The sequence below is a fragment of the Shewanella sp. 10N.286.52.E4 genome (assembly GCF_041468785.1).
In the GTDB taxonomy this organism is placed as follows: Bacteria; Pseudomonadota; Gammaproteobacteria; order Enterobacterales; family Shewanellaceae; genus Shewanella; species Shewanella electrodiphila.
Map to the genome: position 1 here is coordinate 78,202 of NZ_JBFRJJ010000031.1, position 26,470 is coordinate 104,671.

Here is a 26,470-nt window from a genome sequence, read left to right on the forward strand (position 1 = left end):
ACTAAAAAGACAATAAATAGGAACCAAGGGTATTTGATAGTGACTTATATATTTATATTACTTCATAAACCTCACCTCAAATAAAGCAACTAAAAATTATAAATAATTTAACTAACAAAATTAGGTAGGGCATGGAATTAAGAAATATAAAACACTTTGTAGCATTATCTGAATATAAACATTTCAGTAGAGCAGCAAAAGAATTAAATATTACCCAGCCAACACTATCCAAAAGTTTACAAAAACTAGAGCTGCTCGTTGGAGGAAAGTTATTCTTACGAGACTCTAAAAATATGTCTATGACGCCACTAGGCAAATTGATGTTAAAGCATGGAAAAGCTATTTTAAAAGAGCATGATGACATGCTACAGGCACTCGCTTTGTTTCACGGGGAGAATGAATTAACCATCAATATTGGCGCCAGCCCCATTCCATCAAACAGTCTAGTCGGGCCAATCTTAGGAGAATACATTAACTCAAGGCCAAATATGACCTTAGAGCTAAGTGTTGATGGTTGGAAAGAACTAACTCAACAGTTACTTGAAGGGGAATTAGATTTATTTGTAGCTGAATCAGATTTTAACGGTTTAGATAATCAATATGAGTTAAGCGTGATAGAACTACCGCCATTCCCTGTCGTCTTTTGCTGCCGCCCAGACCACCCACTCGCCAAACTATCTCTACTGAGTTTAGATTCATTTAGAGATTACTCTTTAGCAATACCAAGACACTTACCAACCAGCATTCTTAACCAGTTCGAGGGCTTATTTAAGCAGCGAGATAACTTTTGTGGCCAGATTCGCTTCGATCAATTCCACTCCATTAAAGACTCAATAATGAATGCAGATCTGGTCGCCCTAACTCCCGAAATAGCAGTTAGAAAAGAAATACAACAAGGTAGATTAATAGCATTATCTCCACAGTTAATGCCTAAACTTACCGCTAAATTTAGTATTATTACATTGGCTGGTAAGATACAAAATCAAGCGGTGAATACCTTCATTGAACACTTAATAAAACGCACTTTAGCCGTTAATGCCAGCCATCAATCTCAGCTTGAGTCAGCATAAAATTGATTAATGGCTCTCGATATTAGCTCATAAAAAACACCGTCTGAATGCTTGCTTTAAAAATATCAATCTATTGCTAAGTTACATTTTTAACGTCACATCTGAAGTGATTTTCGTAGAGCAAGCCAATACATAACCCGCGGCAATTTCTTCAGGCGTTAATGTCATCGTACTACTCGACTCCGTCGTCCCTGAAGTCACCTGACACTTACATGCACCACATACGCCGCTGCGACAGGCTGCAATAATTGGTAGCCCTTCAGACTCAATACCATCAAGTAATGTTTGCTCAGTGGAAAGCGAAATGGATTTATCTGCTATTTTCAGCATGAATTGACGACTGTCGTCACTACTTGAATCACTAACAAGTTTGTCTGACTTTATCGCACCTGTGAAGCTCTCTTGATGGAAGTTTTCCATTTCAAATCCACTAGCTTCAACCAATGACTTAACCGCAACCATATAAGGTTCAGGGCCACAAACAAACACAGTACGCTCCATAAAATCAGGAACAAGTTTAACGAGTTTATCGATATCTAAACGCCCTAACATACGGCTATCATTCGCCGTATGGTTAACGCCTTCAACAAGCTCAGGAGCTGCTTCAAGTAAGTAATGTAAACTGAATTTGGCACTACGGTGCGCCATCGAACTCAAACCATCAGCAAAAATAATATCGTCATTACTGCGTGCACTGTGCACAAAGGCAATATCGCTGCCCACTCTGGCATCTAACAACCAGCGAGACATAGAGTACATTGGTGTGATACCACTGCCAGCACTTAAAAATAAGTACTTTGTAGCAGGAATATCCACTAAATTAAACGCCCCATCTGGCCCCATTATTGTGACCACATCTCCCTCGTTGACGTTATCAGCAACAAAGTTTGACACCTTGCCACCCGCAATTCGCTTGACCGTCACTACGATTGAGTAAGGGCGAGAAGGTGAAGATGACATGGTGTAACTGCGATAAACTATTTCACCATCAATCTCGAGCTTAAAGGTAATAAACTGACCAGGCTTATAGTTAAACTTAACCGGTGTTAAGCCTTGAAACCGAAAACTAACTACATCATGAGTTTCGTTCCACTTCTCAACACAGCGAAGCTTAATATCCCCACGCTGCCAATCATCTGCACTTAGTAGTGAAGCATCATCATTTACTGTCGCTGTTTTAGCTTGAGTAGCGTTAACTTGAGCAGCGTTAACTTCGGACTTAACTTCAGATTTAATCTCTACAGTCTTCTTAGCTGTGTTTGCTAACGCACTCGACATTGAAAAACCAGCGGCTGGCTTCTTCTCTGCTTTGTCGTCATCTTTAGTTGACTGCACTGCTGACAACGCAGCTGAAAATGAAAATCCTGATGAGCTCATAAGGCACCTGTTACTGGGTAAATGATGGAAGGAGAAATGGAAAAATAACAGTCATAAAAATGGTGATATAAGCCGAGTACTTATATCACCATTAACAGCGTATTAAGCCGCTTTGATCATCGCTTTAAGATCAGATTCAACATCAGTGGTGTTACGTAAACCGAATTGGTCTTCTAACACTTTTGCCAAGTTTTCAGTTAAGAAAGCTGGCGGAGTCGGACCTGTGCGGATGTTTTTAACACCAAGCGACAATAAGGTTAATAGCACCACAATCGCTTTTTGCTCAAACCAAGATAAAACAAGGCTTAACGGTAGCTCATTGATGTCACACTCAAAGATATCTTTCAGTGCTAATGCTAATTGAATCGCAGAATATGCATCATTACATTGGCCCACATCTAACAAACGTGGAATACCATTAATGTCACCAAATTCAAGTTTGTTGAATTTGTATTTACCACAACCTAAGGTCAAGATAATGGTGTCATCTGGTACTGATTTAGCTAAGTCAGTAAAGTAGCTACGTTCAGACTTATCGCCATCACAACCACCAATTAAGAAGAAGTGTTTAATAGAACCATTCTTCACATTCTCAACCACAGTAGGCGCAGCTTCCATTAACGCATTACGAGCAAAACCAATGGTGATTTTGTGCGGGATTTCATCGTAAGTGAAACCTTCAAGTTCAAGGGCTTTATCAATCACTTCACTGAAATCTTCGCCTTCTACGTGAGTCACACCAGGCCAGCCAACAATGCTGCGAGTGAAGATACGGTCTGAGTATTCACCCACATTTGGATCAATAATACAGTTAGACGTCATCACAACTGCACCAGGGAAAGTACCAAATTCACGTTGCTGGTTCTGCCACGCACTACCGTAGTTACCCACAAGGTGCGGATATTTTTTAAATTCTGGATAAGCTAAAGCTGGTAGCATTTCGCCGTGAGTAAACACGTTAATGCCCTTACCTTCAGTTTGTTGCAAGATAAGCTCAAGATCTTTCATGTCATGACCTGACACTAAAATCGCTTTACCTTTAACTGACTTAGTATTGACTTCAGTCGGCTCTGGGTGACCAAATGCACTGGTTTCACCTTCATCTAACATCGCCATCACGCGATAGTTTAATTGGCCAATCTCCATTGCTGTGCCAAATAGCTTGTCACCATCAACTGAATCTTCACCAAGGAAAGACATGATTTGGTGGAACTCACCGGCAACATCAGCATCTGTTTGCTCTAAAACGCGTGCATGCTCCATGTATGCAGCAGCGCCTTTAAGGCCGTATAAACAAAGTAAACGTAGGCCTAGAATATCTTCATGCACATCACCACGATTAGGTAAGGCTAATGGTGCTTGCTCTAGCATCTCAGGTTTTGAAGCAGCAAGGTTTAATGAACCTTGTGCAATAACAACTTCAGGCTCTACGCCTTTTTCAGCACACGCTTGCTCGTAAGCAGCTTTTAATTCGTTACGGTAATCTTGCGCCTGATAGGCATAATCCATTAAACGTTCGTCATCGAAGTTAACGTTAGTCAGTGTGGCAAAGAATGCCTTAGGAACAAAGGTGTCAATTTCAGCATTAATAATGTTGAACTCACGCGCTTTAACTGCATATGCAGAGACGCCTTGCAGCATATAGATAAGTAGATCTTGTAGGTCTGAAGTCGACGCTAGCTTGCCACACATGCCTTGTGAATAACTACAACCGTTTCCTGCTGGTGTTCTTACTGTTTGCTCACACTGAATACAAAACATTGCCTTTCTCCTGATGATAAACTTAATCATGCATATTATTTACATGTTTAATATCAGTTTACGCTCATCGCCAAAAAGCTAAACTACTTTTTACATAATTTAAGTGGTTTTATGATCTAGATCAGTTTCAGCACTCGCTAATATAAAGCTAACTCTTATCATGAGTTGAAAGCTAATTCGTTGAGTTATTAAGCCAATATATGATGGAAACCATGTTAAAAACTATAGTGAACAACTAAAGTGAAAAACTATAGTGAACAACTATGATTCAGCAACAAAAAAGCCAGTATCCTTAATGGTTAAGGAAACTGGCTACTATGACTAGTTAAGTGAATTAAAGAGTGCTTACTAAGGCGTGTTGATCTTTAGCACTACGATTAGTTTGCTAACAACACACTAAATCTACGCTGTAAGTTCTCAGGATCTTGCTTACCAAACCTTAATAATAAATCTTCTTTGCCATCAAGGTTAATATCGACCGCAGATAACATTGAGCCTTCGACCGGTATAGTCATTTGCCACTCTTCAGCCCTTTTAATAAACGGATTATTGCCAGCCTGACCATAATAAATATCCAGTGCATCGTTATCATCAGAAAGCAGTAACTCTTTAAAACCGTCACCATTAATGTCAGCTAACGCCACTACGGGTTCACCACTTTGACCTGAAGTTAAACTGAAATTTAACTCTACTTCTTTAATCACATTGGCTTTGGCGCCGAAACGACTCGACTCGTTCATTTTAAAAACATGCACGTCTTGATCAATACTGCCTGAAAGTAGCGCACTGATAATTTGAGAAATGCTGATATCAAACCCAGCCACAATCACTTCATCAATATTGTCGTTATCAATATCATCAAAGCGTAATCCAGTCAGGGTACCTTCAGCCTTAATAATCGTATCTGCCTCACGAGGGAAAGAAATACTGTCATCGCCTTTTACGCCAAGGTAAATTTCATAGTCATTGCTGCGTTCAAATACCCCTGAACTTTTGGTATAGCGTACAACTAAGTCCGTTACACCATCACCGTTAACATCGCCAATGCGCTCTACTTTTCGGTATAGCAAATCACTTTGATCTAAATTCTTACCATAAGCATCACGCTTATTCCACCAATCAACACCACTGATTGGCTGACTAACGGATATGAACTCAGCGATAGCTGAAAACTGGCCATCGTTTTGTTGATAGTAAACTTCTAACGACCCTTCACCTACCTTAATAATATCGTCACGACCATCAAAGTTCATATCACTGTGATATAGCTTGGAATGGCTATACTCAGCACCATTATTTTTCAGTTCAACCACAGGTAATAAAGGTAATGATTGCTGAATAAATGTCCCATCAGCAGCGCCTAATAGCACTTGAGTATCTCTAAAGTCACTCATCATGATATCGGCGATATCGTCGTTATTGATATCTTTAACAAACTCCCCACGGGAAATAAAATCAGCACGGCTTGTCACCGCAATAGAGTTTATATCAGCCACTTTAATCAGTGCACTAGAGGGGACTTTTGAAGCAGAGGTGGATAAAGGATCGTCTATATCAGTCAAGTTCAATTCGTCTTGTTGCAGAGTATTGTTTGCTGTTGCTGGATACTCTTCAAAGCGCAGCAAAGAGTCTGCGGTAACAAAGTACAATTGTTGCATTTTTTCAGCATCTTGATCTGAAGTTTCAGTTGATAATAACTTAGACGTATTCTGTTCAAGCTCATTGACGTCAAAACTATAAATGTCTTTGGTCAATAACACTTTATCAAGCATCACCAATTCATTTTGCTGAAAACCATAAATAGCCAACCAGCGGTCGTGGTTATCATCAACCCCTAAGGCAATTAATTCATTACCTGGATTTTCCAATATATTGGCGCTGACAACAGCTTGAGTCAGTTCAAAATCGGCATCAATATGAAAAGTCGTAAATTGCGGTTTAAAGGGTATTTCATCAGAAAATGCGGTGTTACTAACGACACTGCCACTCACAACTAACAGTAAACCCGTGCAGCATTGCAGTAATTGATTCAAACTCACTCGATTAAAAACATTCATCCTGAAAGCCTATCCTTAACAATTAGCGATTAATATTATTGTTTGCTTAATTATTAAGATAGCGAAGATTGATGAAAGTTCACACGATATAATTGTTACGATTTAAGTATGAAGGATATCGAGGGGTAGATTAGCATCACAATACAAGCGTATCTCATTGACTAGCATTGTTGATTTACTCAGTCATTAGCAAGCTATCGTAGGCTAATCTCACTGACTCTCCACCATACTTTCGCTCCAACCGCCTGACAATGAAATGCCCTCTTGCCATGTCTTGAAAATGATCGATAAATAAGGTGTTAATGATCGCGCCACCCGCAGCGCCAATCGCGGGCACAGCTTGAGCTGCCATCTTTTGAGTGACTTGTACGCCAAAACGCTCAGCGATAACGGTGACAAATTTAACCATCATAGGGCCAGCTTCTTTACTGAAGCCTTTAGCCGCAATATATTCAGCGGTTTCAGCAATCGAGTTTGCTAATACTGTGCGCACGGCAAAGTATCCTTTCTCAGCTTGATCGTCATCAGTTGACTCCCCGCCTAAAGCAAACACTTCTAAACACGCCATCTTAGTCTCAATATCATTAAGTTGCTCGCCTTCGCTACGAGCAACATCTGCGATAGACCGCAACATGATAGTAGTAGAAATAGGTAGCTCAATGGCTAAAGCAGATAAGCCAAAAAATCCACCCACTCCGCCACTGACAGCAACACCCAGTTTATGCCAGCGATCAGAAGACTGCTCACCTGGCGCTTCTTTCATAGTAAATAGCGCGGCATCTGATGCTTTAGTCAGCGCCATTTGAGTCACTTTGCCAATTCCGCCACTGACACTTTTAGGCAGTAATGAAAAACCTTTCTCAATTGGCGTACCAATAAAGTCTGTGATTTTTGCAGCAAGCCCTGGGTTTTCAAGCAATTGCTTAGCTTGAGTCAGTTGCAATATATCAGCTTCAGATAGACTCAAATTAACTCCCTTCAAACTCAAGTGCAGCCTCTTAGCTAATGGTAACTTTTTCAATCACGATAGCCTCTTTCGGCACATCATCATGACCTGCTATCGTCGCCGTTTTAACTTTTTCAATTTCTTTAACGACTTCAATGCCAGCAACCACTTTACCAAATACTGCATAACCCCAACCATTGTTGGTGGTCGCAGTATGATCTAAAAAGGTATTATCACCGACGTTAATAAAAAACTGCCCAGTAGCTGAATGAGGCGCATCAGTTCTCGCCATCGCAATGGTACCTAATACATTACTCAAGCCACGATTGGCTTCATTAACAATCGGATCCCGCGTCGGCTTTTCTTTCATTTTGGCAGTAAAGCCACCACCTTGGATCATAAACCCCTTAATCACACGATGAAAAATCGTGTGCTCATAAAAGCCCTCTTCGCAATACTGCAAAAAGTTCTTTGAACTCACAGGCGCTTTTTCCATATCGAGCTCAATGCAAATATCGCCAACATTAGTGCTAAAGGTAATCATATTTTTTATCTATATCCAAAGTAATCGCAGAAAAGGTTAATCCTGCTTATCGCCAATATTATAACGTTATTTGTCTAGCCAAGGCATGCTTGGCTCAGCAACAACTATTGTTTTTGGTTAAACAAATCCATTGCTGTGCGAGTCATCGCTCTCACACCCGTTTTAATCGTTAATGGATAATCTGGGGCAAACAAGCTTGAGTGTAATGACGGCAAGCCCTCACCAGAATCAAGACTTGCCTGATAAGCCCCAGGTTCAACAGCTCCTAGCCAAAATAACGTAATTGGCACATTTTGATCTGTACGGCCATACAAGCCAAAGTCTTCACCCGCCATCACTGGTGGTGCAATCACCACATTTTGTTTACCTAACTCAGTTTCGATACTGGCTTGCACTTTGGCAGCAAGCTGCGGCTCATTATAAGTTGAGGGAATGGTTTCATCGTCATGCACATAAACCTCTGGCATTAACTCGTCAGGTAAACCTGCGCTTATCGCAATGCCTTTAGTAATACGTTTAATGGCTGCAATTTGTTGTTCACGCACTTCAGGATTATAAGAACGTAACGTTAACTGCAGCTTTACTTGATTGGAAATAATATTGTGCTTTGAGCCGCCATGAATGGAGCCCACAGTGACAACATTAGGCTCAAGCGGTGAGACTTCTCGACTTGGTATCGTTTGCAGTGCTAACACCGTTCTTGCTGCCAACACCACGGGGTCGATGGTTAAATGTGGGTAAGCACCATGGCCACTCTTGCCCTTAATAGTAATATCTACTGAATCAACATTAGCTAAAGCGTAGCCACTCACCACACCCACTTTACCCGCTGGAATACCTGCACTGACATGTAAGCCAATGACATTGTCAGGGGTTGGGAATTGACTAAACAAACCTTGCTTTAACATGGCTTTCGCACCACCGCCGACTTCTTCTGCAGGTTGTGCCACCATCATCAAGGTGCCTTTCCAATCTGCTTTATGCTTCATCAACTGCTCAGCGGTACCAATAAAACTGGTCATATGAATATCATGACCACAGCCATGCATTATGCCAACGGTATTGTTGTGCTCATCTAGTGTTGTCACTTTTGAAGCATAGGATTTACCCGTTTGCTCAATAATCGGTAAACCATCTATATCAGCTCTTATCATCAGCACTGGGCCCGTGCCATTTTTATAAATGCCAACGACACCGTAACCACCAAAGTTATCAGTCACATCAAAGCCAAGTTGGCTTAACTCTTTTGCCATTCGAGCGCTGGTATTTTTTTCTTGATAAGACAGCTCGGGATATTGGTGCAAATGAGTATAAAGCTGCTCAAGTTTCGGCATAGATTTCATTACCGATGCATCAAAGTTTTCAGCTTGAGCTGAGACACTAACAATCGAGCTCGAACCAATCATAGTCGCCACGGCAAGTGAAATGGATAACGCTTTCGGTATTACAGCAAAACCTGCTGATAATTTCATGATATCTTCCTTGTTTACTAGGGCGTGTTGTTCTTTTTGTGGTCAAGGTATTGCTTAAAAAACAATATGCCGTCAAAGAGTAAGCACTTAAGTAATTATATTTATTAAGGTGTGTTATTAACCTAGCATAGTGGCTGGCAATTTTATAATGTGTGCTAAAACATGCACTCACTCAAAAAGGAAAACATTGGTGAAAATGGAAACTGGTCGGTTGGTTCGCTGGAATAGTAATAAAGGGTTTGGATTTATTGAACCAGACGAAGGTGACAGAGACGTTTTTATTCATATTTCAACCCTAAAGCATATGGCAAGAAAGCCACATGTTGGCGACAGAATTGAATATGTAACAGAGCAACTTGCTGATGGAAAAATAAAAGCTGTTCAGGCACAAATTGAAGGCGTTGCTGTTCGCACTCAATCTAACAAAGACAAGCAACAGACGAATCAATCACATCAGGGCCAAAAATCAATCAAGAAAAAAGGTCCAATTAAGATGCAAAAAGCCACCACGGCTTCAGGCACCATGAGTCGGATCATTATTATTTTGATTGTGCTCGCAATCGGTCGATTTGCTTATCAAGCTTACTATGACATCACTAATGCATCTGAAGCAGGTGCATCAGGAGCAGATACAAAAGTCCAAGAGCCAAGGAAATAAAGTGACAATAATCATCGAAACTGAACGCCTAATCATTCGTGAATTTAATCTTGGCGATACAAAGGCTGTGCTTGAGTTTAATTCAGAAGAAGTCAACCGCTACACTGGCGATGCAGGCATGTGTAATAACATCGAAGATGCGAAAAACATTATTCAGGACATCTGGTTAGCAGAATATCAGAAATATGGTTTTGCTCGTTGGGCTGTGGAGCTAAAAGCCACTAACCAAGTGATTGGTTTTTGCGGTTTCAAAAATGACTCCAGGATAAATGCTGTCGATATCGGCTATCGCTTACACCCAGATTTTTGGGGTAAGGGCTATGCCACAGAAGCTAACCTTGCCTGTATTGAGTATGCTAAGAAGCATATGGATTTAGATATTATTTACGGCGAAGTTGTTAACCTTAATCTTGGCTCAGTGAATATCATTGAAAAATTGGGCATGAGCTTTATCCGAGAATACCAAGAGGATGATTTTACTCTTTTACGCTATGCGCTTTCTCTAAAAGGTAATCCATTACCAACTGAGTAATGTTAAAAACAAAAAGAGCTCAGACATGGTTAAGTCGAGCTCTTATGGATACGTGATTAAGCATGACTGCTATTTAGTCTCGCTAAAAGTACGCAGCCCAACCAATGAGAAAACCTTGTGAAGCGGTATCGTAAGCAAAATTATCTTCATTATCGTAATCAACCCAGGTTGATTTATAGCCAATATTTAAATCAGACCAAGTGTTTATCTGGTATCTAACGCCCGTCATAATCGACGAAGTGAAGTCAGTATCAGTACCTAAACCTGCATCTGCGCTAACATAAAAAAGCCAATCCTCATTAATTGGATTCATCCATCGAATACCAATTACATAATCAACCCAGTCATCTTCTAAGTTAATCTCACTGAAAATGGCATTATTGTCTTTGCGGTATAACTGCATATCAATGTCGTTATCCCACCAACGCAGTCCAAATGTATAATCCAGTGTGCTATCGCCATATTCATAGCGTTTAAAGCCCTTAGCTTCTAATACGCCTTGGCGAATATCAATATCGCCTTTTAGCACCAAATTGTTAGTGTTATCTATTATGTTATTGGTTTCACCATTGAGCTTCATGAAACTATAATCAATGTAATAGCCCCACTGATTCTGATGAATTCCTTCAAAATGCACCATAGCAGTCATTTCAAGGGTATCCATAATAAATTGCGGATCAACATCGACCTCAAGATTCTGATCGTTGACAGTGGTGTCGCCACGTATATTCAGCGCTAACCCGTAAATCTCTACGCTGTGCTTCCATGATGCTTCTGTTGTCGAGAAACCGTCATCAGCAAACACGCTTATTGACGTAAACCCTATCGCTGTAGACAACAAAGTACTGCAAACAATTAGCCACTTTCTAAGCTTCATAAAACCTTCCTTGTTAACATGTAGACCTATATAACCCAACCGAAATGGCTATATAGGCCCTTTAAAGCAGACATTGAAAGAGAGTAAAAGCCTTTAATTCCCAACGCCACCACTATTAACTGAACCAATATCAGCTGTCATTGGCGGCCACTTTTTAAACGTCTCTAAATGCTTTTGTACAGCAGCTTGCGCTGGGCCAAATGCCCACATTTTTTGTCCCATCCATTTGAGATACATGCCAGATTCTTCAGCGGCACGTTCATAAGGATCACGTCGAAGGTTAAATAATAGCGGCGCATTCAACTCTTCTTTGGCTCCTGACCATCCATTATTCTGTACCACAAAATGCGCCTTCCAATCACCAACTCTTACAGCCTGTAAGCGATCACGTTCGTAATAAAATATCTCTTTACGCTGCGAAGGCTCATCTTTAGTCAGCATACCCAGCTGGTTGTAACCATCTAAATGGGCTTTAAAGCCTTTATAACCCGTCAACATTTTCTGCTTCAGATCATTAGGACCACCAGCTGCTGCAACCAAGGTAGGTAAAAAGTCCATACCATCAAACATGCCATTTTTAACTTGGCCCGCTTTAATTTTGTCAGGCCAACTAATTAACATTGGCGCTCTTACTCCGCCTTCCCAAGTGGTGCCCTTCTCACCATGAAATGGTGTCATACCGCCATCTGGCCAAGTCATTATTTCAGGGCCATTATCAGCCGTGAATACAATGATGGTGTTATCAGCAATGCCCAGTTCTTCCATTTTGGCTAGCATTTCACCCACATGGTCATCTAAATCTTTCATGACAACTTCTTGTAACCCCCAGCCATTTTGGCCAAGCATTTTTTCGTACTTAGGCGATAAATGAGTCCAAACATGACCTCGAGATGGGCAATACCAAGTAAAAAAAGGCTTATCGGCTTTGACTGCTCTTTCAATAAAATCGATGGTGTGTTTGTTTACTTCATCATCAAGTGTTCGCATACGTTCAATCGATAACGGTCCATCATCTTTAATAGACTGCTTACCTTTACCTGTTGATTTAGCATGGATTACATTACGAGGAGCAAATGATTGAAATGCTGGATCGGTAGGCCAATCAGGGTCTTCGGTGTATTCCATTGCATTCAAGTGATACAACCAGCCCCAATACTCATCAAAGCCATGCATTGTAGGTAAAAACTCATCGCGATCACCTAAATGGTTTTTACCAAACTGGCCTGTCATGTAGCCCATTGATTTTAATATCTCTGGCAGAGTAGGAGTATTTTTATTCAGCCCTACTGGTCCGCCTGGTAAGCCCACTGTATGCATTCCCGTTCTCACCGGAAGTTGCCCTGTCATAAAAGCAGATCGCCCTGCTGTACATGAAGGCTGAGCATAATAGTCAGTCATCAAAATGCCTTTTTCAGCAATACTGTCGATATTAGGTGTATCACTACTCATCACGCCATTGTGATAGGCACTTAAGTTTGAGATACCAATATCATCAGTAAAAATAACAAATATATTTGGCTTATCCGTTGCCGCAAATACACTGCTACTGACCAAAGTGAATAGCGTTAATACTCCCCATGAAACAATACTTTTCATACAGTCACCTTTTAGTTTAAACATCAATTTGATTATTAATTAACACATTAAAAGCTATGATTTATAAGCAAATAGCTCACTAGACTTGCGATAGAACTTAAACGTCTTCTAATACTGTTTTTCTGATCATTTGAATGCCCACTACACCAAAGCCAATTTCCAACAGCAGATACACAACCAACAACCAATGTGGCATACCATCAATGAATAAGCTCAAACTACGACCTGCAGCTAAACCAAGCATAAACACGACCAAACTGTATAAAGCTGCAAGCCTGATGGATGCCTTTAAAGCACCTGCCACCCAAAAGAGCACCAAGGCTAAATAAAGCCCCATTACAGCGCGAAAAATATGAGTCACATTAATGGGTTCTGCGTTGATATCGAATAAAAATGAAAGTGAATTAGCTGGAGAAAAACCATAAGATAATGCGATAGGAAGGAGCCCTACAGCCGCCAGAAGTAAAAATATTTGTTGTGCTTTCATGCTTCATTAACTCCATGTTGTTCTGTGAGTCTAAGTTTGATTCCATTCAACTGATAACGTACTTAATTTGTCGCGTTTGGTATTGGCTAAAACAATGATGCTCTTGTTTTTACAGGGTGTTAGTGGTTTCAGGCTATGTAGATTCAGTCTAGGCAAGATTCAACATTAATCAAATTCAACTTAGCTATTATTAAAAGTCTATTATTTTCAATAAGTCGCTATTCTTCAGCAAGAACGGTATCAGGAACAACTGCCTGAAATAGATAACCCACTTAACCTGCGACAAACACCACTATGCTCAGCTTCTTGTAGGCATTAATTGTTATCTGGAGGCGTGGCTTTACCTTAAGTGGCAAAGTATCAACCGCAAAAATGTAACCACCTTTAACTAACTTTGTGAAAATTATGATAATTCGAGCTAGCAGTCTGATGATAAAACACATATATTTGAAAGTGTTTCAGGTCTTATTTTAGGGATAAATTATGATGCACAATTGGCGCTGGCTTCTCTCTGTTGTTTTACTCATTTCACTCCACTGTGCCCCCTTTAACGCTGTTGCCGCTGATGACATTAATCTCAAAAAAGTCGCAGAGGCAGAAAAACGCAGTGAAGCCATTGCCGAAGCACAAGGCGGGTTGATACTTGCCCGAGATGGTGAAACGCCACTATCAACATTAATCGCCATAAGCCAAGCGGTTGAGCAAGATGATTGGGAAACAGCGGCTGAATTTGTCGACTTACGTTATTTACCTAACGGCATTAATCCAGAAGACGGCCCTGAATTACTGCGAAAGCTATCCATTTTATGGAACAAGCAAAATATCATCGACTTGTCGCAAATCAGCGATCAAGCAACAGGACACTTAAACGATAAGCTCCCAAGTTACCGAGATTTACTGGGCGTACTTGAAACCAATACCGGCCCAATTCCTGTTTATATGCAGCATGTCCCAGATGGAAAAGGCGGTAAAGTTTGGAAAATATCTAACGCTACCGTCGCCAAAATCCCTGAACTCTGGGACGAATACGGTTACAGTCCTCAAATAGAAACCCTCGCAAACTTCTTACCTGAATTTAAAGCCTTTCACATGGAAAACTGGCAATTACTCATATTCAGTTTAAGCATATTTTTTGGTTGGATAGGCACTGGGCTAATTAGTATCGCGGCCAAAAGTCTAGCCAAACACTTCGAGCCTCGTATTGCAGGGTTAAGCCGATTTTGTGGCCGCAGTCTGCGTTGGTTCTTATACTTATCATTACTGCAATATGTCGCTTTAGCACTTGGATTATCTGTGCGAGCAAGAGTTTGGTTTGATAACAGCACCTTACTCTACCTTGCCAATACCATTTTGATTTTGGGTTTAGTTGAGCTTTATTCTGCTTACAAGTCTAAGCAACTTCATGATCAAGATAAAAGTTACAGTGTGGCTTTATTAAGACCTATGGTAGCCATTCTTAAAATGGTCATAGTAGTGATTATCGCGCTGATGTGGTTTGAAAGTTCAGGCTACAATATGGCGACAATCCTAACTGGTTTAGGTGTTGGCAGTTTAGCCATTGCATTAGCCGCACAAAAACCATTAGAGAACGTCTTTGGCGCATTAACCCTCTATGCAGCAAGGCCGATTAAACCCGGTGATTTTTGCCGCTTTGGCACAACCTTAGGCGTGGTTGAAGAAATCGGCTTACGCTCAACCCGCATTCGTAAGCTTGACCGCACCGTAGTGCATATCCCTAACTCAGTATTTTCATCCCAAGAATTAGAAAACTTTTCAGTGATCGATCGCCGCCGTTATAAGCATGATTTGCGAATTAGCCTCGATACTTCCAAAGAGCAGTTACAAATGCTGCTGATGGAATTACGTAAATTACTTTTATCGCATCCAAGAGTATTAGAAATCGCCCAGCGAGCACGTTTTTTAGCGATTGAACGTGACGCTTTTGTGGTCAACGTCAATGCTTACATTGATACTGGTGACATCAATGAATATTTTGGTATTGCCGAAGATTTGAATTTTCACTTATTGAACATTATGAAAACACTGGATATCCATATTGCACCAGTAGGGCAAAATGTGGTGCTCAATAATGCGGTGCCTGCTGATCTCGACGCGCAGCAAAAGGCAGAGCAAACCATTCGCCAGCTTATTGAAGAAGAAGAGCTACCCTTTCCAAATTACAGTGAAGACACCCGCGAAGGATTTAAAGATAGTGTGGCTTATCCGCCAGTCGGTAGCGTGACTAAGCCTAAAGATGTACTGAAATCTCCTGAAGAATTAGAAGTAGATAACGAGATGGTCGCTAAATCTTGATGGTGAAGCAGCCTTGATGGAAAGATAACTCAAAATAAAACTCAAAAAGCCAAGCAGACGCTTGGCTTTTTAGTACGACAGCCCACCATTTAGTTCATTAATGGATGCTCTGGAGGAAGCTGTTTTGAAATCCATAACACCAATTTATGCTTTCTATTAGGGCCATCATCTTTGTCTTCGGCAAGTGCTTGTATCAAGCCATCTTGTACTAGTAAACGATAAATACATTCCACTTTATCTTTTGGCGAAATACCTACACCAAAATCTTTAAAACCTCTTTTTTTCGCATACCCCTCACCAATTTCCATGGCGAGTTTCAGTAACTTGCTATCATTTTTGCCTGGCTTCATATCCAAACTCCAGTCGGTTTCAATACCTTAAAATTACGCTATTTAATTCAAAGTTCAATGCATAACCCCTAAGTCTTGAGAAGTATTTCACTTATTCAGCGGTTAAACATACAATTTGCTCAATATTTATTGAATAGTATTTATTGAATTGTTTATTGAGTAGTGTTTAGCTCATTTCTACGCCAATACCGTTTCAATGTCGTATCAATGCCACATCAATACCGACCATAGAGAGATTATTTTCGTCGAATGAATATCGAAACTGACATTAATTCAAGCATTAACTCAAGTGTGCTCAACACCATAAAACAACAAACTGGTGCGACAGCAATTACTCAAATAGAACTGATTCAATCGCTTTGGAGTGGTTACGGCGAATTGTTCAGAGCTCACTTGTGTAGTTCGGAATATGGCAGCGTGATTGTTAAACACATCAAGCTACCTATGATGGACCCACAAGATAGCACCACAGCACAATCGCACCCTAAAGGATGGAATACAGCCCTTTCTCACCAGCGCAAGATAAAGTCATACCAGGTAGAGTTTCATTGGTATCAAGATTACGCCAACCGATGTAGCCAAGATAATCGGGTGCCTAAATGTTTATATCTAGAACAAGATGGCGATGACTGCTTATTGATTCTTGAGGACTTAGCCACTGTTGGTTTTAACAACGTCCTCACTCGAGCTGATGATACCGCCATCAAAGCTTGCCTTAAATGGCTCGGGAGTTTTCATGGCCAATTTCTATTTCAAAATCCTGATGTTCAGCACCTAGATTCAACTGAACAAGATAAAAAAGTAACTAACCACTTACATGAAAAACTCTGGCAGCAAGGGACCTATTGGCATTTAGATACTCGACCAGATGAGTTAGCAGCATTAGCCGACTCGAACTTAAAAGCCGCAGCCAGGCAAATCGATACCCTACTAAAACAAAGCCCTTTTCAAACCTTAGTTCATGGCGATGCTAAGCTGGCTAACTTCTGTTTTAGCCCAAATCACCAACAAGTGGCTGCAGTGGACTTTCAATATGTAGGCAAGGGTTGTGGCATGAAGGATGTGGCGCTGCTACTCAGTAGTGTACTGACATTTACAGAAAGTGAGGCAAAGATCTCTGGGTTACTGGATGATTATTTTAACGCATTGGTCAGCAGTACTTTAGTGCATCAGCCCCAAATATGTACCACCACATTGGTCCAGACTTGGCGACCTCTCTACTCCATCGCTTGGGCTGATTTTCAACGTTTTGTAAAAGGCTGGAGTCCTAATCATGTTAAAATTAATCCCTACACTGAAGCGTTAACGCTCAAAGCACTCAATCAGCTTAAATAACGACCATTCTTTTTATACCGCTCAACAGTGCATCTAGCTGCACGCCTTAACAATCCAATCGAAATAAAGCCTATATTTTATACATTTTCACACTTTAAGTGGTTACATATCTAACCATAAGTTGGTATAAGTAAATGCTAATGAAACGCAATTGCGATTATTTAGCAGTCAAAGCATGATGCAAATAGCTGGGATTTCAACGGAATGTAATAATGAAAAAAGAGATTTTTTTCTTTGGTGAGTGGCAGGTCGACCCCAATAGCAATAGCGTAAACCTAGGCAAAAAAACCAAACAGCTTGAACCCAAAGCAATGGACGTGCTGATCTTGCTATGCGAGCGCAGCGGTGAAGTCTTAAGTAGCGATGATATTGTTAATCACTGCTGGCCAGATAGCGATATTGGCGACAATCCACTGCATAAAATCATCAATCAATTACGCCGCGCCCTTGACGATAAAGCCACTTCGCCCTGTTATATCGAAACCATTCGCAAACGTGGCTATCGTACTATTGCCGATGTTAACTTTCCCATTGGACACGAAACCGTTGCCGATAACCAGCTGTGGAAATCTGGCTCACCCTTTCCAGGCCTGCAAGCCTACTCAGAACACTTTTATGAAGTCTTTTTCGGACGCAGTAAGCAAATAAGCGTCTTACTCGAACGCATCAGCCAGCAAGTCAAATTTGGCCGTGGGTTTTGCCTCTTATTAGGCCCCAGCGGCAGTGGTAAATCATCATTAATTAATGCGGGAATTATTCCCAATCTCACTGTCGGCGCAGGTTACAACGGCGTGCATCTTGCCTCCTATGGCAGTCTCGATTTTGCAGATGTATCTAAATCGCAACTCTTCATTGAACTTGCTGGCGTCATGCTCGATTGGGAAATCAATGATTTGCCAGTATTTGACGGTGACAGTGCCGACTCACTGTCTCATCGACTCATTACTGAGCCCCAAGCTATTGTGAGTCAATGTAAACAAGCGATAAAATCTAACCATAAACGCCACACTCACTTTGCTTTATTTATCGACCGCCTCGAAGTCTTACTATCTTCACCGATATTTTCTCAAGAGCAGCGCATAGCATTCATCAGCATCCTCGAACAATTAGCTAACTCGGGTTGCATTTTAGTACTGAGTGCCTGCCGTAATGAGTTTTACCCATTATTAGTGGCCTACCCCAGTTTAATGACAGGAAAAGGGCGTGGGGCTCATTTTGATTTATCGCCGCCTACTCGCAGTGAATTACTGCAAATGATCCGACTGCCAGCTGTTGCCGCCAATTTAACCTGGACCAGCGATCCTGATACAGCGACCCCCCTAGATGAAATATTATGCGCTGAAGCCGCCAGTAACCCTGATGCACTCCCCATGCTGCAGTACATGCTCCAAGCACTGTATTTAAAACGCAGCAAAGATGATCAGTTACTGTTTAGTGTCTATCAAGAACTTGGCGGGATAGAAGGTGCAATAGGTAAAAATGCCGAAGATGCCATTGCCGAGCTAACTGTGCAGCAAAAAGCCAGCTTGCCTCATGTATTGTCGCTATTGGTCACATTACGTGAAGATGAATCATCAATCACCAGCCGCACCGCTCGCTGGGCACAACTGCACACCAAAGAAGAACGGGCTCTGACCCAGGCGATGATCAATAGTCGTTTATTTGTTTCCAGCCTACAAAATGGCGAACCCTGCTTTAGCATTGCGCACGAAGCCTTATTAAGGCGCTGGCCAAGAGCCACATCATGGATTGCCGAACATAATCAAAGTATTCGTATTAAAAGCCGATTACAGCACCTTTCTAGCCGTTGGCTGCAAGAAAATAAACATCATGCATACTTACTTGCCGACGGTAAACCACTGAAAGAAGCGCAAGCACTTAAAGCTAATCCGTTATTTGATTTAGAGCCACAAGAAATCGAACTGATTAATGCCTCTAGTAAACATGAACGGATCAAGCGCTGGCAAAAAACCTTCACCGTCTCATTGCTGTTTTTGCTCACTATCACCTCGATTTTAGCCAGTATTAAAAGTTTCGAAGCTGAGAAGATGGCACTACAAAAAAGACAAGCAGCTGAAAACCTACTTGGCTTTATGGTGGGAGATTTTGCCGACAAAATGCGTGGCATTGGCAGAATGGATTTACTCGATGGTATTAATAAAAAAGCGCTGGAATACTATAGCGAAGCATCAACCCTTAAAGACACCAGCTTAAGCTTTGAGTCTCGCTTTCAACAAGGGCAAACACTAGAGGCGATGGGAGAAGTGGCTTATTCACGGGGTAAAATAACCGAAGCCAAAGAAGCATTGTTAGCCGCTAAAGAAAAGCTCAGCGCATTGTTAATTGAGCAACCTGAACATTTTGAGTTGCTTAAAACCCTAGGGGCTAATGCGTTTTGGTTAGGGCAATTGGATTATGACCAAAGTGACTGGACAGCCTCAAAAGTCTGGTTTGAACAATACCTAAATTACAGTAAAAAAATGTATGACCTAGCGCCAGAAAATACAGAAGCGCTGATGGAACTGTCATACGCATATAACTCCTTAGGCTCTATTTCGATAAAACAACAACGCTTTCATGAAGCCACCAATGACTTCACTGAATCATTAAAACTGAAGGGAATAGCTTTAATTAATGACTCGACTAATAGCCAACTTATCGCTGATATAGCCGACACTCGCTCATGGCTTGCAACTGCGGCAGTGTCTCAAGGTGACATCAATACTGGAATCAAGCTTCATGAACAACTGCAACAGGACTTAGTTAATTCGAATATAAACCTAAGCCCTTACTCCCTTAGCCGACTATTTGGTAGTTACCATATTCACTCTAATTTGCTCCGCTATCAAAGAAAATACAACAAAGCTTTTGAAGTGGCTATGTCAGGACTAAACACTATCGACAAAACCTTAATTCAAGATCCGAAAAATGAACAATGGCAAAAAGACAGGTTCGATGCATTGTTACGATTACTAGAAGTCGTTAACAAAACAAACCTGCATCGTATGGAGTATGACGTTGAGGCCCTAGCAAATTTATTGAGCGAAAATAAGCAGCTGATTAACTCTTCAAAAAATCAGTTAATTTGGGCTAATTATCATTTGGCATCTGCACGTTATTTTTTCAATCATAATCAATATCAACAAAGCGCTGAATACGCCGCTATTGCCGTGGATTTATTTTCTGATATTTCCAGTCGGCACCCTGATAATATCAGTTACAAAGCTTTACTCTCTTCAAGTCAGCTGTTAATCCACCAAACGCACAATCTAGTTGAGCCTGAACTCAATGACACCTCAACCTGCAATGAAGTCAAAACAAGATTAGCACTACTCTTTCAAAAGAATAAACACCCATTAATCACAAGTCCGTACTTTAAAGCACTGCAATGCTTAGGCGAACCTCTACCAGAAAATCAACTCAGCACTATCACACAACTTGTTTTACCTACCCACAATATAATGATTAATTAAAAGGAATTATCATGCTAAATATCACTGGCAAAGCCACTTTTATCACTGTTACCGTTACCATCGATAAAAATGAAGTCCCCACTTTTTCATACAGTAATGACACAGGTTCTGTCGAAGTTTCTGGTGAAAGTACCATTACTTACTTACTAGATGACTTAACAGACAAAGGATTAAAATTTGTAGGCGCCGCTTTTGAAACCCCTTTTGACGGTGTTATTGATGCTGTAACCACCAGCAGCGATGGTAAAATTATCCAGTTAATGGACCTCGATAAAGTTATTGGCACCACTAAATTTCAATTTGTATTAACAAACACCGATAACTCACTCTTATTACTCAGTGAAGATCCTCAAGTGATTAATAGAGGAGAAGGTTCAAGTAAAGCTTGCTAACTACCACTCAAACACAATAAATAACAATCACTTAAAAAGGAAGGTTGGCGAAAGGTTATCGCCAACAGAGTTCGATAGAGTATTAACTAGAAAACGCAGCTAATGCGATGAAATTAACACACTAGTAAGGATACTCGTTATGTTAGAACTCACTTCCACTGCAGAGAAACAGCTAAGCCAGATTTCTCAAGTGAAAATGGATATGTTCATTGGTGACACGCTTAGTGGTAATTATCATTACAAGTTTGGCGCTAATGAACAGCCTCCGAGTGCTAACCCATTAAAAATTGAACCCCAGTTCCTATCTAATAATTTAGCTCAACATACGACGGCTAATGCTGCAGATCTAGCCGCAAATAAAACACGCACTGATTCAAATGAATATAATCATTTTGATAAAACGTTGGAAACTAGGTTCAATCCTCCTCATAGCACAACCATGCTTGGTGGTAATGCGCTCAGCTCATTATCGACTTTAGTTGATTACATGATGGAAGCGATGATTGTGGTTGATGAGTTTGGCAATATCCAAATGGCTAACCGTCACGCAGTGGCGTTATTGCTCGATTGCAATAAAAGTTCTACAAACTCTTTAATAGGTCAACGCTGGCAATCTTATTTGACCGAACCTCAAAAGTCTCATTATCAACAGATGATTCTCGAATCAACATTTGAGCCAAGACCACTAAACCATCTACCTAATGAAACCACGCTTAACATGTCCAATGGCCAAACCATTGATGTTGAAATGTCTGTAACCCATTTTCCTATGTCAGAACCTTTATTTGGCATCATCATAAGAGATTTAAGTAAGTATCGCGCAGAGTATCAACAGCTTTATAAGTGGGCATCAACGGATTGCTTAACTAATTTATCTAATCGCCGTGTGTTTGATGCCGACTTAAAACACCACTGGAAAACCTGTATTGAACAGGGCGACCCAATCAGCGTATTGATTATTGATATCGACCATTTTAAAAGTTTTAATGATAACCATGGGCATGTGATGGGTGATCGCTGCTTGCAAAAAATTGCCGCTGCGATTCAAGTGTCTTTACCCAATGAAAATTGCACTGCCGCCAGATATGGCGGAGAAGAATTTGCCTTAGTGATGCCAAATTGCGATACCTCAGAAGTACAAGCCACGGCTCAACTTATTCAGCAAAATATTAATGCTTTGACTTATATGGATATAGGCCTAGATATTTCGGTTTCTGTCAGTGTGAGTCAGGGGCATGCCAGTGAGGTCAACGGCCAGTTCAGAACGGCCAACGCCCTACTTTGCGCCGCCGATACAGCACTATATCGTGCGAAAGCAGATGGTAGAAACCGTATAAATGCGTGCTGTTAGTCTGCAATTGCGAGTTAACAAAAAGCTGGCTTGGTTTTGAATCAAGCTAGCTTTATTGGTTAACTTCAATCACAGGTTAATCACCTGCTGGTATTTACCGCTATTATCTAAGCCACACATCTCATCATAAGCCGTTTGATATTCAAGGTGAGCGATAGCGTAATCATGACTTTTCAGTAAGGCTTTGGCTTCAACGATTGAATGAACACACTCGCCAGCCACTTCGCCATTTAATCCGGCGAAGTTATTATTCGCATCAGTAAGGCCCACCAAATAATGCGTGGCATCTGCAACACCAATGATCGTTGCAATACTTCCCGATTGATTCATATTATCCATCATTTGGCACCTGTTTAATTGGTTATAAAGTGCACTACGCAAATAGTGAAATATTGGTTCATTAATCTTCAAAGATAATGGAATAAAGACCAGTATCATTAATGTGTTCAATTCATGTTCATCACTGCGTAATGCTGATATAACTAATGACTTAAGCGGTAAACCTATGCTGTCTCTTTATGGTTTCAATTGAGTCAATGCCCCCGATAACAAGGAATAATTCATGGATTGGTATATAAAAGTTCTTAAAAATTACATTAACTTTAAAGACAGAGCCCGTCGTAAAGAATATTGGTTTTTTGTTTTATTCAATTTAATTGCGGGCATTGTATTGGGCTTAATTGACAATATGACTGGCACACTAAGCCCTGAGACCGGATACGGCTTGCTCAGCGGTATCTATTCTTTATTAGTTTTCTTACCAGGGCTTGGCGTTACTGTACGTCGATTACATGACACAGGCAGAACCGGTTGGTGGATATTAATTGGATTAATCCCGCTTATTGGTGCTTTGGTTCTACTGTATTTCCTCGTATCCGATAGCGAGCAAGAAACTAATCAGTACGGCCCAAACCCGAAGGGCTTTGAGTATGAGTGTTAACTTATCCTCAATAGCAGTGATTGGTCACAAACCATTCACTGCCGCTTTATAAAATCTCATTATGGCTACTCAGATTACTTTGGGATTGGGATTACTGTTGAATAATAGCGCAGTCAGTTACCGCTCGATTAAACTGTGATCCACTTCTCTTGAGTCAATGAAATAGATCCCGCATGCTAATCGCCCTTTTTGATTAATCACTTAGCTAATACCAAGCAAGATTATTCAATAAGATCCGTTCGGATGAAGGTAGCAGGAGAGTGGGGAGTAACCCCACACCGACGAGGCAAGTTTATTCATGCAATGACGTTTTGTGTAAACATTAAGTCATTTCAAGCAAATGAATAAAGCACTCTTTCAGGTGCCACATGGTGGTGAGGACTGTTACTGGACGAGCCTCTGGAGAGACTGTAAGCAAACGTGGTTCGTTAGCGATTGTTATTACAGCGCCGAAGGCGAAAGTGAGACTGACTTGTCAGTCACGCGAAACGCTCAGGCAAAAGGACAGAGGAGAGGATGACTGTATTCATTTATGGTCGCTGTCGTTTGCTGCTGCGCCTGATATTAACCTTGAGCTATTAGAACAAGGTGATGCTTCGCCCGTCTCTTTCTTCAGTACCACTGATCAGCCATTTCTTTTCCTCCTCCATATTAATTTTGTTGTTTAATATTCGAGGAATATCATGAATTTTCACGCGCTTTTAGCCGATATCAATGGCATTGTTTGGGGCCCTATTACCCTTTGCTTACTTGTTGGTACAGGTCTTTATCTCACTATTCGCCTTAAACTTTTGCAAGTTTTCCAGCTGCCTTTTGCCCTTAGTTTGTTATTCAAACCCGCTACTGGTAAAGGCGATTTATCGTCTTTTGCAGCCCTATGTACAGCCCTATCCGCCACTATCGGTACAGGTAATATTGTTGGAGTTGCAACCGCTATTAAAATTGGTGGCCCAGGCGCATTGTTTTGGATGTGGTTAGCCGCCTTTTTTGGCATGGCCACTAAATATGCTGAATGTATGCTCGCAGTTAAATACCGCACCACAGATGCTAAAGGTAATATTGCGGGCGGACCTATGTATTACATTGAGCGTGGTTTAGGCCTCAAGTGGTTAGCCAAGATCTTTGCTGTATTTGGTGTTGGTGTGGCCTTTTTTGGTATTGGTACTTTTGCACAAGTTAATGCCATTAGCGATGCCATGACCATCGCCTTTAATATTCCAACCTGGGTCACAGCGTTAATACTAACTACCATGGTTGCTGCTGTAACATTAGGCGGGGTAAAACGTATTGCTAACGTTGCTCAAAAGTTAGTACCCACTATGGCCCTAGGTTATGTGCTTGCGTGTATTTGGATTCTATTTAGCTTTTCAGAGCAAATCATTCCCGCTCTCGAATTAGTCATTCACTCAGCCTTTACTCCTATTTCTGCTGCGGGCGGATTTTTAGGCGCAACCGTTGCCCAAGCAATTCAAATTGGTATTGCCCGCGGGGTGTTTTCAAATGAATCGGGTTTAGGCAGCGCGCCAATTGCGGCTGCGGCAGCTAAAACCAATGAGCCAGTAGAGCAAGGACTTGTGAGCATGACAGGCACCTTTTTCGATACTATTTTGATTTGTACCATGACAGGCTTAGTGTTGATCATTACTGGCGTATGGAATGGCGATACAGCCGGTGCAGCCATGACCAGTGCCGCATTTGCCTCGGGCGGCTCAGTGATTGTCGGTCAATATATTGTGACTATTGCGCTAGTGTGTTTTGCCTTTACCACTATTTTAGGATGGCACTATTATGGCGAACGTTGTTGGAATTATTTGACCAATCAGCGACTCGGTGACAAAGGAATTAAGATTTACCAACTGACATTTTTAGGGTTAATTGCGGTAGGCGCTTTCATTCAATTAGATTTAATTTGGATGCTGGCTGATACCGTCAATGGCCTGATGGCAATTCCTAACTTAATTGCACTTATCGGCTTACGACATGTGATTTTAACGGAAACGAATCACTACTTTGAAAACAAAAAGCGTCAGGTTTCTCAACCTCAAACAGCTAATAGCAACTAAACGCACACAATAGATTTATTCGTTTTCATTACCGATGTGCAATATCAGTTTATTGCTGATATTGCTCATTTTTAGTGTATTTATCCACAATAGCTTGAATGGTGCCATCATTTTGCAACTGGGCAATAGCCATATTAATTCTCGGCATCACGCTACTGTGTTCTTTACGCAAGCGCATCACTAACACCCCACTTGAATGTACCGCAGCAAGCGCTATAGGTAATTTCAATTGCTTTGCCCAATACAATGCAGGTAAATCCCCTGATATCGCCGCGCTAACGCGATCTTTATGTAACGCTTTGATGAGCTGTTTTTCAGACGCGAAATCGACCCGAGTAAATATGTCATCATCGTGGTAAAGGTAGCCGCGCACCGTTCCAATAGACTTGCCTGTTATCTTGTCTATGTCAGACCACTGAGACTGGTTTTTTTCAAGCGTGATGATGTTTTCTTGAATAGATAAGATCGCGGAAGATTGAATAAACTGATCTCCCATATCACCTTTAGGAAACCAACTAGGACTAACAAAATCAAAATCCAGCAGGCCTTTTTCTAGCGCTTGATTAGTGCGCTTAGGCGGAAAGTTATGTTTTTCGACTTCAACTTCGGCAATGGATAAAATTTTAGGGACCAGTTCACCCAAAATCCCCGAGTTTTCAACTTTATTAGGAATATAATACGGCACCCAACTGCTTGAACCATTCACATTATATTTGAGAGTAGTCGCTATACTTATTGAAGAATAAAACAATACAAAAGCCGTCACGGCAATAAGTCTGATTTTGTTCAAATAATTATCCCCCATACAGTACAACAACAAATAAAAACCAAGCATTTATTATTTTATCAATAATTTACACTAGAACAATTTGTTAA

22 protein-coding genes and 1 riboswitch are annotated in these 26,470 nt (G+C 41.0%); of the genes, 10 read left to right on the forward strand and 12 right to left on the reverse strand.

The window, feature by feature from the left end:
- Nucleotides 1–131: 131 nt before the first annotated feature.
- Nucleotides 132–1,070, forward strand: a complete 939-nt coding sequence (locus AB4153_RS17295; protein ID WP_303513884.1) for a LysR family transcriptional regulator — start codon at nucleotides 132–134, stop codon at nucleotides 1,068–1,070.
- An 81-nt stretch (nucleotides 1,071–1,151) separates the two neighbouring features.
- Here the strand turns inward: AB4153_RS17295 and AB4153_RS17300 are convergent, their stop codons facing one another.
- From AB4153_RS17300 to AB4153_RS17325, 6 genes are all read right to left on the reverse strand, one after another.
- Entirely contained in the window at nucleotides 1,152–2,447 is a 1,296-nt protein-coding gene (locus AB4153_RS17300) for a hybrid-cluster NAD(P)-dependent oxidoreductase (RefSeq protein ID WP_371998231.1), read from the reverse strand.
- Nucleotides 2,448–2,549: 102 nt separating this feature from the next.
- Nucleotides 2,550–4,208, reverse strand: coding sequence for a hydroxylamine reductase (gene hcp / locus AB4153_RS17305; protein ID WP_248956148.1), 1,659 nt, complete (start codon nucleotides 4,206–4,208; stop codon nucleotides 2,550–2,552).
- Nucleotides 4,209–4,585: 377 nt separating this feature from the next.
- Nucleotides 4,586–6,265 (reverse strand): FG-GAP repeat domain-containing protein, encoded by a 1,680-nt coding sequence (locus tag AB4153_RS17310; RefSeq protein ID WP_371998232.1) that lies wholly within the window; start codon nucleotides 6,263–6,265, stop codon nucleotides 4,586–4,588.
- A 175-nt stretch (nucleotides 6,266–6,440) separates the two neighbouring features.
- Nucleotides 6,441–7,232, reverse strand: coding sequence for an EcsC family protein (locus AB4153_RS17315; RefSeq protein WP_102527774.1), 792 nt, complete (start codon nucleotides 7,230–7,232; stop codon nucleotides 6,441–6,443).
- Between the two features lie 31 nt (nucleotides 7,233–7,263).
- Nucleotides 7,264–7,755, reverse strand: coding sequence for a peptidylprolyl isomerase (locus AB4153_RS17320; protein WP_153912574.1), 492 nt, complete (start codon nucleotides 7,753–7,755; stop codon nucleotides 7,264–7,266).
- A 104-nt stretch (nucleotides 7,756–7,859) separates the two neighbouring features.
- Nucleotides 7,860–9,161 carry a M20 family metallopeptidase gene (locus AB4153_RS17325; protein ID WP_371998256.1) on the reverse strand — a complete coding sequence of 434 codons (1,302 nt, stop codon included), beginning with the start codon at nucleotides 9,159–9,161 and terminating at the stop codon, nucleotides 7,860–7,862.
- A 262-nt stretch (nucleotides 9,162–9,423) separates the two neighbouring features.
- Between AB4153_RS17325 and AB4153_RS17330 the strand changes: the two genes are divergently transcribed.
- Together AB4153_RS17330 and AB4153_RS17335 are read left to right on the forward strand one after the other, a co-directional pair.
- On the forward strand, nucleotides 9,424–9,885 hold the full coding sequence (locus AB4153_RS17330) for a cold shock domain-containing protein (protein WP_371998257.1): 462 nt from the start codon (nucleotides 9,424–9,426) through the stop codon (nucleotides 9,883–9,885).
- Between the two features lies 1 nt (nucleotide 9,886).
- Nucleotides 9,887–10,417 (forward strand): GNAT family N-acetyltransferase, encoded by a 531-nt coding sequence (locus tag AB4153_RS17335; RefSeq protein WP_241906400.1) that lies wholly within the window; start codon nucleotides 9,887–9,889, stop codon nucleotides 10,415–10,417.
- Between the two features lie 82 nt (nucleotides 10,418–10,499).
- Here the strand turns inward: AB4153_RS17335 and AB4153_RS17340 are convergent, their stop codons facing one another.
- The 3 genes from AB4153_RS17340 to AB4153_RS17350 form a co-directional block, all read right to left on the reverse strand.
- On the reverse strand, nucleotides 10,500–11,294 hold the full coding sequence (locus AB4153_RS17340) for a hypothetical protein (protein WP_371998233.1): 795 nt from the start codon (nucleotides 11,292–11,294) through the stop codon (nucleotides 10,500–10,502).
- 93 nt (nucleotides 11,295–11,387) lie between these two features.
- Nucleotides 11,388–12,890, reverse strand: coding sequence for an arylsulfatase (locus AB4153_RS17345; RefSeq protein WP_102527769.1), 1,503 nt, complete (start codon nucleotides 12,888–12,890; stop codon nucleotides 11,388–11,390).
- Between the two features lie 97 nt (nucleotides 12,891–12,987).
- Nucleotides 12,988–13,377, reverse strand: a complete 390-nt coding sequence (locus AB4153_RS17350; RefSeq protein WP_102527768.1) for a DUF4345 domain-containing protein — start codon at nucleotides 13,375–13,377, stop codon at nucleotides 12,988–12,990.
- Nucleotides 13,378–13,860: 483 nt separating this feature from the next.
- Between AB4153_RS17350 and AB4153_RS17355 the strand changes: the two genes are divergently transcribed.
- Entirely contained in the window at nucleotides 13,861–15,690 is a 1,830-nt protein-coding gene (locus AB4153_RS17355) for a mechanosensitive ion channel family protein (protein WP_229370745.1), read from the forward strand.
- Between the two features lie 89 nt (nucleotides 15,691–15,779).
- On the opposite strand, the gene AB4153_RS17360 is transcribed toward AB4153_RS17355, so the two are convergent.
- Nucleotides 15,780–16,040, reverse strand: coding sequence for a DUF5062 family protein (locus tag AB4153_RS17360; protein ID WP_102527766.1), 261 nt, complete (start codon nucleotides 16,038–16,040; stop codon nucleotides 15,780–15,782).
- 249 nt (nucleotides 16,041–16,289) lie between these two features.
- Here AB4153_RS17360 and AB4153_RS17365 point away from each other — a divergent pair, with 249 nt between their 5' ends.
- From AB4153_RS17365 to AB4153_RS17380, 4 genes are all read left to right on the forward strand, one after another.
- Nucleotides 16,290–17,375, forward strand: a complete 1,086-nt coding sequence (locus AB4153_RS17365; protein WP_371998234.1) for a phosphotransferase — start codon at nucleotides 16,290–16,292, stop codon at nucleotides 17,373–17,375.
- 212 nt (nucleotides 17,376–17,587) lie between these two features.
- Complete coding sequence (locus AB4153_RS17370; protein WP_371998235.1) at nucleotides 17,588–20,848, forward strand: winged helix-turn-helix domain-containing protein; 3,261 nt, start codon at nucleotides 17,588–17,590, stop codon at nucleotides 20,846–20,848.
- A gap of 11 nt (nucleotides 20,849–20,859) precedes the next feature.
- Nucleotides 20,860–21,240, forward strand: coding sequence for a DP-EP family protein (locus tag AB4153_RS17375; RefSeq protein ID WP_102527763.1), 381 nt, complete (start codon nucleotides 20,860–20,862; stop codon nucleotides 21,238–21,240).
- A 139-nt stretch (nucleotides 21,241–21,379) separates the two neighbouring features.
- Nucleotides 21,380–22,591, forward strand: coding sequence for a diguanylate cyclase (locus tag AB4153_RS17380; protein ID WP_303513856.1), 1,212 nt, complete (start codon nucleotides 21,380–21,382; stop codon nucleotides 22,589–22,591).
- Nucleotides 22,592–22,660: 69 nt separating this feature from the next.
- Here AB4153_RS17380 and AB4153_RS17385 read toward each other — a convergent pair whose 3' ends face one another.
- Nucleotides 22,661–22,930 (reverse strand): DUF6482 family protein, encoded by a 270-nt coding sequence (locus AB4153_RS17385; RefSeq protein ID WP_102527761.1) that lies wholly within the window; start codon nucleotides 22,928–22,930, stop codon nucleotides 22,661–22,663.
- Between the two features lie 223 nt (nucleotides 22,931–23,153).
- Here AB4153_RS17385 and AB4153_RS17390 point away from each other — a divergent pair, with 223 nt between their 5' ends.
- Nucleotides 23,154–23,531, forward strand: a complete 378-nt coding sequence (locus tag AB4153_RS17390) for a DUF805 domain-containing protein (RefSeq protein WP_102527760.1) — start codon at nucleotides 23,154–23,156, stop codon at nucleotides 23,529–23,531.
- Between the two features lie 389 nt (nucleotides 23,532–23,920).
- A riboswitch (glycine riboswitch) is annotated at nucleotides 23,921–24,049 on the forward strand.
- Nucleotides 24,050–24,214: 165 nt separating this feature from the next.
- Nucleotides 24,215–25,594, forward strand: coding sequence for an alanine/glycine:cation symporter family protein (locus tag AB4153_RS17395; RefSeq protein WP_371998236.1), 1,380 nt, complete (start codon nucleotides 24,215–24,217; stop codon nucleotides 25,592–25,594).
- A 49-nt stretch (nucleotides 25,595–25,643) separates the two neighbouring features.
- Here AB4153_RS17395 and AB4153_RS17400 read toward each other — a convergent pair whose 3' ends face one another.
- Nucleotides 25,644–26,399, reverse strand: a complete 756-nt coding sequence (locus AB4153_RS17400; RefSeq protein WP_371998237.1) for a substrate-binding periplasmic protein — start codon at nucleotides 26,397–26,399, stop codon at nucleotides 25,644–25,646.
- Nucleotides 26,400–26,470: the final 71 nt, after the last annotated feature.